The sequence below is a fragment of the Shewanella spartinae genome, assembly GCF_019457555.1.
Taxonomy (GTDB): Bacteria; Pseudomonadota; Gammaproteobacteria; order Enterobacterales; family Shewanellaceae; genus Shewanella; species Shewanella loihica.
Window position 1 is genome coordinate 2,258,742 of the sequence record NZ_CP080418.1, and the last position, 12,781, is coordinate 2,271,522.

At 51.2% G+C, this 12,781-nt stretch carries 12 protein-coding genes; 11 read left to right on the forward strand and 1 reads right to left on the reverse strand.

Going from position 1 to position 12,781, the window contains the following annotated elements; genetic code table 11:
• Positions 1–2: 2 nt before the first annotated feature.
• Complete coding sequence (gene serC, locus K0I31_RS10070) at positions 3–1,097, forward strand: 3-phosphoserine/phosphohydroxythreonine transaminase (RefSeq protein WP_220080710.1); 1,095 nt, start codon at positions 3–5, stop codon at positions 1,095–1,097.
• A 67-nt stretch (positions 1,098–1,164) separates the two neighbouring features.
• Here the strand turns inward: serC and K0I31_RS10075 are convergent, their stop codons facing one another.
• Positions 1,165–2,355, reverse strand: a complete 1,191-nt coding sequence (locus tag K0I31_RS10075) for an amino acid aminotransferase (RefSeq protein ID WP_220073853.1) — start codon at positions 2,353–2,355, stop codon at positions 1,165–1,167.
• 389 nt (positions 2,356–2,744) lie between these two features.
• On the opposite strand from K0I31_RS10075, the gene aroA reads away from it, so the two are divergent.
• From aroA to K0I31_RS10125, 10 genes are all read left to right on the forward strand, one after another.
• A complete protein-coding gene (gene aroA / locus K0I31_RS10080; protein ID WP_220080711.1) occupies positions 2,745–4,025 on the forward strand; it encodes a 3-phosphoshikimate 1-carboxyvinyltransferase in 1,281 nt (426 codons plus the stop codon).
• Between the two features lie 176 nt (positions 4,026–4,201).
• Complete coding sequence (gene cmk, locus K0I31_RS10085) at positions 4,202–4,894, forward strand: (d)CMP kinase (RefSeq protein ID WP_220045158.1); 693 nt, start codon at positions 4,202–4,204, stop codon at positions 4,892–4,894.
• A gap of 99 nt (positions 4,895–4,993) precedes the next feature.
• On the forward strand, positions 4,994–6,661 hold the full coding sequence (gene rpsA / locus K0I31_RS10090; RefSeq protein ID WP_011865752.1) for a 30S ribosomal protein S1: 1,668 nt from the start codon (positions 4,994–4,996) through the stop codon (positions 6,659–6,661).
• A 72-nt stretch (positions 6,662–6,733) separates the two neighbouring features.
• On the forward strand, positions 6,734–7,021 hold the full coding sequence (ihfB, locus tag K0I31_RS10095) for an integration host factor subunit beta (RefSeq protein ID WP_011865753.1): 288 nt from the start codon (positions 6,734–6,736) through the stop codon (positions 7,019–7,021).
• A gap of 122 nt (positions 7,022–7,143) precedes the next feature.
• On the forward strand, positions 7,144–7,461 hold the full coding sequence (locus tag K0I31_RS10100) for a LapA family protein (RefSeq protein WP_220080712.1): 318 nt from the start codon (positions 7,144–7,146) through the stop codon (positions 7,459–7,461).
• Between the two features lies 1 nt (position 7,462).
• Complete coding sequence (gene lapB / locus K0I31_RS10105) at positions 7,463–8,623, forward strand: lipopolysaccharide assembly protein LapB (RefSeq protein ID WP_220080713.1); 1,161 nt, start codon at positions 7,463–7,465, stop codon at positions 8,621–8,623.
• 35 nt (positions 8,624–8,658) lie between these two features.
• Positions 8,659–9,354: an orotidine-5'-phosphate decarboxylase gene (gene pyrF, locus K0I31_RS10110; protein ID WP_220080714.1), complete on the forward strand. Its 696-nt coding sequence runs from the start codon at positions 8,659–8,661 to the stop codon at positions 9,352–9,354.
• 63 nt (positions 9,355–9,417) lie between these two features.
• Entirely contained in the window at positions 9,418–10,233 is an 816-nt protein-coding gene (locus tag K0I31_RS10115; protein ID WP_220080715.1) for an SDR family oxidoreductase, read from the forward strand.
• A 38-nt stretch (positions 10,234–10,271) separates the two neighbouring features.
• The gene (locus K0I31_RS10120) at positions 10,272–10,814 is read left to right on the forward strand and encodes a DUF2058 domain-containing protein (protein WP_144199286.1); all 543 of its coding nucleotides are present in this window, start codon (positions 10,272–10,274) and stop codon (positions 10,812–10,814) included.
• Between the two features lie 162 nt (positions 10,815–10,976).
• Positions 10,977–12,728 carry an acyl-CoA dehydrogenase family protein gene (locus K0I31_RS10125; RefSeq protein WP_220080716.1) on the forward strand — a complete coding sequence of 584 codons (1,752 nt, stop codon included), beginning with the start codon at positions 10,977–10,979 and terminating at the stop codon, positions 12,726–12,728.
• Positions 12,729–12,781: the final 53 nt, after the last annotated feature.

Here is a 12,781-nt window from a genome sequence, read left to right on the forward strand (position 1 = left end):
CAGTGAGCGCGACATATAATTTCTGTGCAGGGCCGGCCATGTTACCTCAGCCCGTGATGCAAAAAGCACAAGAGGAGTTATTGGATTGGAACGGGCAGGGTGTCTCCGTAATGGAGATCAGCCATCGTAGTAAAGAGTTTATCGCGCTTACCGAGCAGGCCGAGGCCGACATCAGAGATTTGATGAATATTCCCAGCAACTACCATGTGCTCTTTATGCATGGTGGCGGTCGCGGACAGTTCGCCGCGGTTGTGAATAATTTTTTGGGTGAACAGGGTAAGGCCCTCTATCTGGTCGATGGCAGTTGGTCATCTGCCGCGGTCGAAGAAGCCAAGAAATTGGCCGGTGACGCGCAGATAGATACGTTAAACATTGTCGAAAAAGTCAATGGTATCAGCCGCATTGTCGTGCCAGATCTTAATGAGATCAAACAAGATTATCGTTACCTGCACTACTGCCCAAATGAGACGGTAGATGGCATCGAAATTTTTGAAGAGATTAATTCACCTTGGCCGATCGTTGCCGACATGTCTTCAAACATCATGTCGCGCGAGATAGATGTCAGCCGTTATGGACTCATCTATGCCGGCGCCCAGAAGAATATCGGACCATCGGGTTTAAGCATCGTCATCGTTCGCGACGACTTACTCGCGTATCCGCAGCTCACCCAGGCATCGATCATGGACTATCGCCTGGCGGTAAAACATGACTCCATGTTTAACACGCCGCCGACCTTTGCCTGGTATCTGGCCGCCGAAGTCTTCAAATGGCTCAAGGCACAGGGTGGGGTGGCAGAGGTTGCCAAGGTCAATGATCGTAAGGCCGAGACGCTCTATGCCTATATCGACAGCGGCGATTTCTATGAAAACCGCGTCGCGGTTGCTAACCGCTCTAAAATGAACGTTACCTTCTATCTGAAAGATGAGTCGTTGAACGAGCAGTTTTTGGCGGAAGCCAAGGCCGCTGGCTTAGTGGCGCTAAAGGGTCATCGCAGTGTCGGCGGTATGCGCGCCAGCCTCTACAACGCCATGCCATTAGTGGGTGTCGAGGCCTTGGTCAGCTTCATGAAAGCCTTCGCCGATAAATACGCAGCCTAACTTTAAAAAAACATCAAAACATAAAGGGGACCAAATGGTCCCCTTTTTTATGAGTATTCAGGCTGTATTACAACACCTTGGCGATAGACTCCGCCAGATAGTCCACATTACCTTCACCAATACCAGCGATGCTGATGCGGCTCGAATCGACCATGTAGATGCTGTGATCTGCTTGAAGCTTAGCGACTTGCTCTGGGGTAACGCCGAGGAAGGAGAACATGCCTTTCTGCTTGGCGATAAAGCTAAAGTCTCGGGTGACGCCTTTTTCGATCAGCTTATTGACCAGCATGGCGCGGTTGCCGTTGATGCGATCGCGCATGATCTTCAACTCATCGAGCCATTGCTGCTTAAGCTCGCTGGAGCCGAGAATCGTCTCGACGATGGCGGCGCCATGAGCCGGCGGCATAGAGTAGATGCAGCGCACCACATAGAGCAGTACCGAATAGGCCACATTGGCCGAATGACTGTCTTTGCCGACGATAGAACAGGCGCCTATTCGCTCACGATAGAGGCCGAAGTTTTTCGAGCAAGAGCTACACAGGATCATGTCATCGACGTTAGCGGCCATCTGGCGCACGCCGTAGGCATCTTCATCGACACCATCGCCAAAGCCTTGGTAGGCCATGTCGATGAGCGGCGTGAACCCCTGTTGCTTGGTCAGCGCGATCACCTGATCCCACTGCTCGTTAGTGAGGTCCATGCCGCTTGGGTTGTGACAGCAGGCGTGGAACAAGACCACATCGTCGGCGCCAATCTGGGAAAGGGCTGCCAGCATCTCATCAAATTTCAGAGTCTTGTTCTGATAGTCATAGTAAGGGTAGGTCTTAACCTTAATACCGGCCGCCTCAAACAGACCCGTGTGGTTGGCCCAAGTCGGGTCACTCACCCAGATCACGCTATTTGGGTTAACACGCTTGATGAAATCTGCCGCGACGCGAAGGGCGCCCGTACCGCCCGGAGTCGATACTGTACGAATGCGATCGGCTAGCAGTGCTGGGTTGTCCTGGCCAAAAGCCAGTTCGCCCATCAGCTGATTAAAGGCAGGAGAACCTGTTGGGCCAATGTAAACTTTGGTTGCCTCTGTGTCGATACGGTGCTGCTCGGCGCGTTTGACACAAGCTAAAATCGGGGTGTTTCCCGCTTCGTCCTTGTATACACCTACACCCAGATCCACCTTGTTTGCATGGGGATCTTCACGGAATTTAGTCATTAGCCCTAGGATAGGATCGGCGGGCATAGGGGAAAGATTCTCGAACATGGCTCCAACTACCTTATGTCTTGTTATAGGCCCTAAATGGCCTTCGCTGTGCGTAGCCTTAGGATAAACTAATTTTGCGCGGAATTTACAGCGCAAGGCGAGATTTTATCGAAACTTAAACTTGGCAAATTTTCATGCCAGTGGCGGTAGACGGGTCTGCTTTTGGCGATTTTTTGTGAGCATGCAAAGTGCTAAGAAAGAAAATTACTCATTAAAGGCCATAAATCGTAAAAAAGGGTTGAATAGTCCGCCTCAATCAGTAATTTTATAACCACGAGGCTCAGGTCTATTGAGCAGATGGCCATTTTGTCGTGATGGCAAGTTTTTAGTATCTAACAGTATCAATAATCCGCGGTCGATTCTGACTGCAACCAATTAAGAAGTGATTAATGAAACAACTACGACTCGATCCCATATCTAAGGTTCATGGTACCGTGAATATTCCCGGTTCTAAGAGTATTTCTAACCGCGCCCTGTTATTGGCGACCTTAGCTGAAGGGAAAACCCGACTGACCAATCTGCTCGATTCTGACGACATTCGTCACATGCTTACTGCCCTCAAGCAGCTCGGGGTTAATTATCAATTATCTGACAATAACCGGGTTTGCGAACTCGAGGGGCTGGGCGGCGTGATTAATAACGGCACAGCCCAGACACTGTTTCTCGGTAATGCCGGTACGGCGATGCGCCCCTTATGTGCTGCGCTGACTTTAGGCAGCGGCGAATTTACCTTAACCGGTGAGCCGAGAATGGAGGAGCGTCCCATTGGCGACCTAGTCGATGCCCTAAACACACTGGGTGCCGATATACGCTACCTGAAACAACCTGGCTTTCCGCCACTGACCATTAATGCCACCGGACTCAATGGCGGCGATGTTGAGATCGCTGGAGACCTTTCCAGCCAGTTTTTAACCGCGCTGCTGATGGTAACGCCGCTTGCCAAGGCCCAGGTGAATATCAAGATTAAAGGAGAGCTAGTCTCCAAACCTTATATCGACATCACTATCGCGTTGATGGCGCAGTTTGGCGTGACGGTTATTAATCACGACTATCAGCGCTTTGAGATTCCTGCAGGCCAGAAATATGTCTCCCCCGGCACTGTGCTGGTTGAAGGCGACGCCTCATCGGCCTCATACTTCCTGGCGGCGGGAGCCATTCAGGGCGGTGAGGTTAAGGTCACCGGCGTTGGACTGAAAAGTATTCAAGGGGATGTTAAGTTTGCCGAGGTGCTCGAAGCTATGGGCGCAGAGATAGAGTGGGGCGATGATTTCATCATCGCCAGAAGTGCGCCGCTACATGGGGTGGATCTCGACATGAACCATATTCCGGATGCTGCCATGACCATAGCGACAGCAGCGCTGTTTGCCACAGGCACCACGACGCTGCGTAATATCTACAACTGGCGTATCAAGGAGACGGACCGTCTCGCGGCCATGGCCACCGAGCTACGTAAAGTTGGCGCCGAGGTAGAAGAGGGCCATGATTATATTCGCGTCACGGCGCCAGCTCAGTTAAATACGGCCGATATCGATACCTATAACGATCATCGCATGGCCATGTGTTTTTCGCTGATGGCCTTTGCCGATTGTGGCATTACCATCAACGATCCCGATTGTACCTCCAAGACCTTCCCCGACTACTTCGCCCAGTTTGCGGCGCTTGTCCAGTAGACGCAGTCTCTCATCGCGGGTCAGTGTTTTTGACCCGCGATAATAAGTGATCCAATTATGTTAATTCGTAACTTTTTGCCGCTTTATGATTGCTTTTAGTTTATAATGCGCGCGCAGTTTTTTCGTGGACGACATTCAGGATCTTTAGGGAAGATAGATTTAATTTGGAGAATCATATGTCACAACGGGCTCCCATCGTCACTATTGACGGCCCAAGCGGTGCAGGTAAAGGCACTATTAGTCAGATACTTGCTTCGCGTTTAGGATGGAAGCTGCTTGATAGCGGTGCCATATATCGTGTCTTGGCCCTCGCGGCAATTCACCACAACGTCGAGTTAGATAACGAAGCCTCGCTGGCCCTGTTAGCCGCGCATTTAGATGTGCAATTCATTACGGCTAATGGCAATGGCATTAAAGTGGTCCTTGAAGGCGAGGATGTATCCCACGCCATCCGTAGCCAGGAGTGCTCTAATGCAGCCTCAAAAGTCGCGGCATTCCCCCGCGTTCGTGAGGCACTTCTTCGTCGTCAGCGCGCCTTTGCCGAGGCTCCAGGTTTGATCGCTGATGGTCGTGATATGGGCACGGTCGTTTTTCCCACAACTCCAGCTAAACTTTATTTAACCGCGTCAGCTGAGGAAAGGGCCCAAAGGCGCTATAATCAGTTGCAGGACAAGGGCTTCGATGTTAATATCGACCGTCTTTTGGCCGAGGTCGTTGAACGCGATGAGCGTGATATGAATCGCCCGGTCGCTCCTCTGGTTCCTGCCGAGGATGCGCTGGTGATCGATACGACTGGCATAGGCATTGATGAAGTAGTTGAGCTTGCGCTCTCTCACATCAAAGAAAAATTACCTGATCTTGTTCTCTAGGGGGCAGGGTCGTTACGATTTGTCACATGGATGCGACAAATGATTAATCTGACTCCACGTCTAGGATGGGCCGTGGTTTATTACTTAAAGTAAATTAACATGACTGAATCTTTTGCTGATCTATTTGAACAATCCCTTCAACAACTTGAGTTCCGTCCAGGTTCTATCGTTCGTGGTACTGTAGTATCAATCCAGAACGGTATGGTACTGGTTGACGCTGGTCTTAAGTCTGAAAGCCCAATCCCAGCTGACCAATTCAAAAACGCTCAAGGCGTTCTAGAAATCGCTGTTGGTGATGAAGTTGACGTAGCCCTTGACTCTGTTGAAGATGGTTTCGGTGAAACTCAACTTTCTCGTGAGAAAGCTAAGCGCCACGAAGCTTGGATCGTTCTAGAAAAAGCTTACGAAGATGCTGAAACTGTAATCGGTGTCATCAATGGTAAGGTTAAAGGCGGTTTCACCGTTGAACTAAACGGTATCCGTGCATTCCTACCAGGTTCTCTAGTTGACGTTCGCCCAGTTCGCGACACTGCTCACCTAGAAAACAAAGAACTAGAATTCAAGGTTATCAAGCTAGACCAGAAGCGTAACAACGTTGTTGTTTCTCGTCGTGCTGTTATCGAATCTGAAAGCAGTGCAGAGCGTGATGCGCTACTTGAAAACCTACAAGAAGGTCAAGCAGTTAAGGGTATCGTTAAGAACCTGACTGACTACGGTGCATTCGTTGACCTAGGTGGCGTTGACGGTCTTCTACATATCACAGATATGGCTTGGAAGCGCGTTAAGCACCCATCTGAAATCGTAAATGTTGGTGACGAAATCAACGTTAAAGTACTTAAGTACGATCGTGAGCGCACTCGTGTTTCACTAGGTCTTAAGCAACTTGGCGAAGACCCATGGTTAGAAATCAGCAAGCGCTACCCAGAAAACACTAAGTTGACTGGTCGCGTAACTAACCTAACTGACTACGGCTGCTTCGTTGAAATCGAAGAAGGCGTTGAAGGTCTGGTACACGTTTCTGAAATGGATTGGACTAACAAGAACATCCACCCATCTAAGGTTGTTAACCTAGGTGATGAAGTTGAAGTTCTAGTTCTGGACATCGATGAAGAGCGTCGTCGTATTTCTCTAGGTCTGAAGCAATGTAAGACTAACCCATGGGATGATTTCGCAGAGCGTTACGCGAAAGGCGACAAGGTTACTGGTAAGATCAAGTCTATCACTGACTTCGGTATCTTCATCGGTCTAGACGGCGGCATCGACGGTCTGGTTCACCTGTCTGACATTTCTTGGAACGGTACTGGCGAAGAAGCTGTATCTGACTACAAGAAAGGCGACGAAATCAGCGCAGTTGTACTGTCAGTTGACCCAGAGCGTGAGCGTATCAGCCTAGGCGTTAAGCAGACTGAAGACGATCCATTCAACGCTTATCTTGCAGATAAGAAGAAAGGTGCTATCGTAACTGGTACTGTTACTGCAGTAGACGCGAAAGGCGTTACTATCGAGTTGGCTGAAACTGTAGAAGGTTACCTACGTGTTTCTGACATCTCTCGTGAGCGCATCGAAGATGCATCTACTGTATACTCAGTAGGTGACACTGTTGAATCTAAGTTCATGGGTGTTGATCGCAAGAACCGTTCTATCAGCCTGTCTATCCGTGCGAAAGACGAAGCTGATGAGAAGGAAGCGATGGCTAACTTGAACAAGCAAGATGACGTTGCAATGAGCAATGCCATGGCTGAAGCGTTCAAAGCGGCTCGCAAATAATTCGCCTGAAGTTCGGGGATGGTAACATCCCCGCTAGGTGACTGTGTTTGGCTTGATTATAGAGGGTACAGGATGACTAAATCCGAACTGATCGAAAAACTTGCCACTAGGCAGTCGCAGCTGTCGGCAAAAGAAGTAGAAAGCGCTATTAAAGAGATGTTGGAGCAGATGGCAACGACATTGGAAGGCGGTGACCGTATCGAGATCCGTGGCTTTGGTAGTTTTTCCCTTCATTATCGTGCACCACGTACAGGCCGTAATCCTAAGACTGGCACTTCAGTTGAGCTGGAAGGCAAGTATGTACCGCACTTTAAGCCTGGCAAAGAACTGCGTGAGCGCGTTGATGCTATCAACTCGTAAATGACATTGTTTTAAAAGCCTCCGAAAGGAGGTTTTTTTATGCCTAAATTCTAGGTATGGCTAGCTAGTTCGCTAAATTTCTTGGATAATCAACCCACCACCACGGGTTTATGGAGAGTAACGTGAAGTCATTTATCGCGACCGTGCTTGTCGCCCTGTTTTTCGTCTTGGCTTTATTGTTTGGTGCACGCAACGAACAGCTGGTGAACATCAGTTATTTTGTCGCTCAGGGTGAATATCGACTGCCTGTCGTGCTCGGCGTGGTGTTTCTGGCGGGCTTCCTGGTTAGCTGGCTGTTTGCCATCTACCATATTACTAAGGTAAGGCTGCAACTGCGAAAGGCCAATAAAAAATTAGAGCAGTTAGAAGCCAAGTTACCGGTTGAGATACTCCCACCATCTACCCAAATCGAACATCAAGCGAAGGAAGTAAACGCTTAATATGTTAGAGATTCTGTTTCTGTTGTTACCCATAGCAGCCGGTTATGGTTGGTACATGGGGCGCCGTAGTATCAGGCACAAGCAGAATAGTAAGCGAAAGCAGTTAAGCCGCGATTACTTTACCGGCCTTAATTTCCTTCTGTCCAACGAATCGGACAAGGCGGTCGATCTCTTTATCTCCATGCTCGACGTGGATGATGACACCATAGATACCCATCTCTCGCTAGGCTCGTTATTTCGTAAGCGAGGCGAGGTGGACAGGTCTATCCGCATTCACCAAAATCTTATCGCCCGCCCAACCCTGACCACTGAGCAGCGCGACATCGCCATGATGGAGCTCGGCAAAGACTATCTGGCCGCCGGCTTCTACGACAGGGCAGAGGAGATCTTCCTCAATCTGGTTCGACAGGAAGATCACAGCGAAGAGGCAGAAGATCAGCTGATCGCCATCTACCAGGTGACCAAAGACTGGCAGAAAGCAATAGATATCATCAAGAGCCTCAAGCGTAAGCGTCAGCAGTCGCTCAAACACTTGCAGGCCCATCTCTATTGTGAGCTTGCCGATGAGGCCAGCGATAGCGAGCTCAAGCTTAAACACCTGGCGCAGGCGATAAAGCAAGATCCCCAATGTGGCCGCGCCATGTTAACCAGCGCCAAGCTGTTCCTCGCTCAGCAGGAATTTGGCCGTGCCAAGGAGATGCTCTGCCGGCTGAAAGATGCCGATATCGAACTCTTTCCCGAAGCCCTCGCCATCGCCAAAGAAGCTTATCAATCGACCGAGGATCTCGGCGCCTATCGTGAACTGCTACGCGAAGCGTTAGAGCAGGGTGCTGGCGCGAGTGTGGCCATCACTCTGGCGCAGCAGATGATCACCCAGGGGGAAACCCAAGATGCCGAGAAGTTGATCCTCGACGGCCTCTATCGTCATCCCACCATGAAGAGCTTTCAGCATCTAATGAAGATGCAGATCCAATATGCTGAAGATGGTCAGGCAAAACAGAGTTTGAACATGCTCGCCGAACTGGTCGAGCAGCAGATAAAATTCCGTCCCAGTTACCGCTGTATTGAGTGTGGTTTCCCGTCCCACACCCTCTACTGGCATTGTCCTTCCTGTAAGAGTTGGGGCACCATCAAGCGGATACGCGGACTCGACGGGGAGTAAATAGACAATAAAATGCAAAGCAACAGGAGAACAGCATGAGCAACAAACCTATTATAGTGGCGCTAGATTACGATAATAAATCCGAAGCTTTGCAGCTCATCGATCAGCTAGATCCCAAGATGTGCCGCCTCAAGATAGGCAAAGAGATGTTCACCCTCTTTGGTCCTGAGTTGGTCAAAGAGATCCACAGTCGTGACTTTGACCTCTTCCTGGATCTCAAATTCCACGACATTCCGAACACCGTCGCCAAGGCCGTCGCCGCAGCGGCAGAGCTAGGGGTGTGGATGACCAACGTGCATGCCAGCGGTGGCCTGGCCATGATGCAGGCGGCTCGCGAGGCGCTGCTTCCTTATGGCGACAAGGCGCCACTGCTGATCGCCGTGACGGTACTGACCTCTATGAGCGACGATGAGCTAGCGCTGCTTGGCATCAATGTGCCAGCGGCCGAGCATGTCAAGCGTCTGGCAAGCCTCACCAAACAGGCAGGACTGAACGGCATCGTCTGTTCGGCCCAGGAAGCTAGCATGCTAAAGACCGAATTTGGCGCCGACTTTAAGCTGGTCACGCCGGGGATTCGCCCTGCCGGCAGCGACAAGGGCGATCAACACCGTGTGATGACCCCGACGCAGGCGCTGGCAGCGGGTTCCGATTACCTGGTGATTGGTCGTCCTATCACCAAGGCGGCTAATCCACTCGCGGCATTGACCGAGATCCATGCATCGCTTAAATAGCTTGACCTGACACTTCGAGCCTCCTAGTTTAATTCTTAAGGTTTTATTAGACAGGGAAAGAAGATGTTCGATTATCAAGGGAAAAACGTCTTTGTAGTGGGCGGTACCAGTGGCATCAACCTGGGCATCGCCAAGGCTTTTGCCAAGGCGGGCGCTAACGTTGCCGTGGCCAGCCGCCGTCAGGAAAAGGTCGATGCGGCCGTAGAGGCGCTGCATGCGATTAATGGTCAAGGTAAGATGCTTGGCGTCGCCTTCGATGTGCGGGATCTCGACGCGCTAAAGGCAGGTTTTAAGCAGATTGCCGCTGCATATGGCCAATTGGATGTGCTGGTCAGTGGCGCGGCCGGAAACTTCCCGGCGACGGCGGCGGAACTTTCCGAAAACGGCTTCAAGTCGGTGATGGATATCGATCTGCTGGGCAGTTTTCAGGTGCTCAAACAGGCCTATCCCTTAATGCGTCGCCCCGGCGGCGCCATAGTGCAGATCTCGGCGCCTCAGGCCTATATTGCCATGCCGATGCAGTCCCATGTAAGCGCGGCCAAGGCCGGGGTCGACATGCTGACTAAGAGTCTGGCACTCGAGTGGGGCGTTGAGGGGATCAGGGTTAATTCCATAGTGCCCGGTCCCATCAGCGGCACCGAAGGATTCAATCGCTTGGCACCCAGTGATGCACTGCAACAGGCAGTCGCCCAAAGCGTGCCTCTTAAGCGAAACGGCAGCACGGATGATATTGCCAATGCGGTGATGTTTATCGCTTCACCCATGGCCAGTTACATTACCGGCACAGTGTTGCCTGTAGACGGCGGTTGGTCCCTCGGTGGTGCCAGCATGGCCATGAGTCAATTAGGCAAAATGGCCCAACAACCGAAAGAGAAGTAGGTAGCGCAGATAGTGTTGCCCAATGAGTGAGAAGAAAGATGGCAAACCCATTTCAAGAGCAGTTGCTCAAAGCTGGCTTGGTCAGCAAACAGAAGGTTCGCGATGCCAAGACCCAGAAGCGTCGCGATCGTAAAGCTAAGGTCGATGATGGTTCAGAGGCCTTGAAACAAGAGATCGCAGCGAAGAAACAAGCCCAGATAGATAAGGATAAGGCGCTAAACGAGCAACGTTTCGCCGAGGCGATGGAGAAGGGCCAGGTGCGCGGGCTAATCACCGAATTTAAGCGCTGCGCCATCGAGCCGCCAAAGGATGCCGAAGTTAAGTTTAACTACACGCTAGGCACTAAAATCTTTAGCCTGTACGTGAACGAAAAACTGCAGAGCCAACTGCTCAACGGCCAGTTAGGGATAGTTCGCCACGAAGAGGTAAGCTACCTGGTTCCCCATAAGCTTGCCGAGCGGGTTAACCTGCTGGTGCCCGACTGGTGCGGTTACCTGTGGCAGGCAGAAGATGCCACCCAAGTGGTGGAAGAAGACGACCCATACGCAGATTATGTGATCCCAGACGACCTGATGTGGTAAGTCCCTCATTTGGTAACTAGCTGTAACTTAAGAAGCCTCGCAATCTACGCGGGGCTTTTTTATTTGCGCTGGCGGACAATATTTGACTAAAGGGCTTTATTCTCAGCCGCAACTGAGATAGATTAAAACAACTGTTTTAATCTAACGTTTAAGAGAGGCGAGATGAATCCATACCAGGCGCCATTGGCCGACATGAAATTTCTGTTGGAGCGCGTGTTCGATGCTCCACAAACTTGGGGTGAACTAGCGGCCTTGGCCGAGACAGTCGATATGGATACGGCAACGGCGATCCTCGATGAAGCCGAGAAGATCTCTCGGGATCTTATCCATCCTATTAACCGTCCCGGTGACGAGCAAGGCGTAAGCTTTGAAGATGCTATGGTGATCACACCCGATGGCTATCGTGAGGTTTATGACCAATATGCCGAAGGTGGTTGGGTAGGGCTGTGCGGCGATCCTGAGTTTGGCGGCATGGGCATGCCTAAGATGCTTGGCGTGCTGGTCGATGAGATGGCCTATAGTGCCTGTAACGCCTTTACCTTGTATGGTTCACTCACCGCGGGTGCAGCCCTCTGTATCAATGCCCACGGCAGTGACGAGCTAAAAGAGAAGTACCTGCCAAATCTGTACTCGGGTCAATGGGCCGGCGCCATGGACATGACAGAGCCACAGGCGGGTTCAGATCTACGTAACATCCGCACCAAGGCCGTACCACAGGATGATGGAAGCTATCTTATCTCTGGCAGTAAGATTTTCATCACTGGCGGCGACCATGATCTCACCGAAAATGTTATTCACCTGGTACTGGCAAAACTGCCGGACTCGAACGGTATCTCACTCTTCTTAGTGCCTAAGATTAAGGTGGATGATAACGGTGAGCTAGGCGAAACCAACGGCGTTACCGTAGGCTCAATTGAGCACAAGATGGGGCTTAAGGGCTCGGCGACCTGTGTGATGAATTTCGACGATGCCCAGGGTTATCTGATCGGCAAGGCGAACCGTGGCTTAGTGTGCATGTTCACCATGATGAACTATGAGCGTTTGGCGATTGGTATTCAGGGCCTAGGCATTTCTCAGGCGGCCTACCAGATGGCTAGCGATTATGCCAAGGAGCGTCTGCAGGGCCAGGCCGCAGGTGGTAGCGACAATGCCAGTGACCCTATTTTGGTACACGGTGACGTGCGCCGCATGCTAATGACCATACGCTGTTATACCGAAGCGGGACGCGCGCTGTCGGTGTTTACCGGTCAGCAACTGGATCTCGCTAAACACGCAGAGGGAGAGGTGCAGGAGAAGGCGGCTCGTTATGTCGGTCTGCTGACTCCGGTTGCCAAGGCGTTCTTGAGTGACAGAGGCCTGGATGCCGCCGTGATGGCGCAGCAGGTGTTTGGTGGTCACGGCTATATTCGTGAGACGGGTATCGAGCAGCTGGTTCGTGACACCCGTATCGCGCAGATCTACGAGGGTACAAACGGTATTCAAGCCATCGATTTCCTGGGTAGGAAAACCACGGGAGACGATCTGCGTACATTGACTGAGTTTGTTGCCGAGTGCCAGAGTCAGCTGACAGCCATGACCAATGTAACGGATGCGCAAAAGGCGCTTATCACTTCGCGTTTCGATGCCTTGCTGGCGAGCGGTGAATACATCAACGCCAACAAACTAAGCAATCCGGCCTTGATCAACGCCTGCGCCGTCGATTTCCTCGATGCCTTTGGTCATCTGGTCTATGGCTATTTCTGGTTGCTGATGGCCGATAAGGCTGCCGATCACCAAGATGAAAGCTTTAGCACGGCGAAACAACAGCTGGCTGATTTCTATCTGGCCAAACTACTGCCTAAGGTCGACTACCATCTGGCGCAGGTCAACGCGGGTGATGCCAGCGTGATGGCGATGGCAGAAGAGCTGTTTTAGCAGCTAGATTTAATAATATGAAAACGCCCGGTTCATTAGGCCCGGGCGTTTTT

What these genes read in the sequence shown, in the direction of transcription:
- aroA (WP_220080711.1), top strand. Translation starts at nt 2,745, where the DNA reads ATGAAACAACTACGACTCGATCCCATATCTAAGGTTCATGGTACCGTG.
- pyrF (WP_220080714.1), top strand. Translation starts at nt 8,659, where the DNA reads ATGAGCAACAAACCTATTATAGTGGCGCTAGATTACGATAATAAATCC.
- K0I31_RS10115 (WP_220080715.1), top strand. Translation starts at nt 9,418, where the DNA reads ATGTTCGATTATCAAGGGAAAAACGTCTTTGTAGTGGGCGGTACCAGT.
- lapB (WP_220080713.1), top strand. Translation starts at nt 7,463, where the DNA reads ATGTTAGAGATTCTGTTTCTGTTGTTACCCATAGCAGCCGGTTATGGT.
- K0I31_RS10125 (WP_220080716.1), top strand. Translation starts at nt 10,977, where the DNA reads ATGAATCCATACCAGGCGCCATTGGCCGACATGAAATTTCTGTTGGAG.
- K0I31_RS10075 (WP_220073853.1), bottom strand. Translation starts at nt 2,355, where the DNA reads ATGTTCGAGAATCTTTCCCCTATGCCCGCCGATCCTATCCTAGGGCTA.
- cmk (WP_220045158.1), top strand. Translation starts at nt 4,202, where the DNA reads ATGTCACAACGGGCTCCCATCGTCACTATTGACGGCCCAAGCGGTGCA.
- K0I31_RS10120 (WP_144199286.1), top strand. Translation starts at nt 10,272, where the DNA reads ATGGCAAACCCATTTCAAGAGCAGTTGCTCAAAGCTGGCTTGGTCAGC.
- rpsA (WP_011865752.1), top strand. Translation starts at nt 4,994, where the DNA reads ATGACTGAATCTTTTGCTGATCTATTTGAACAATCCCTTCAACAACTT.
- ihfB (WP_011865753.1), top strand. Translation starts at nt 6,734, where the DNA reads ATGACTAAATCCGAACTGATCGAAAAACTTGCCACTAGGCAGTCGCAG.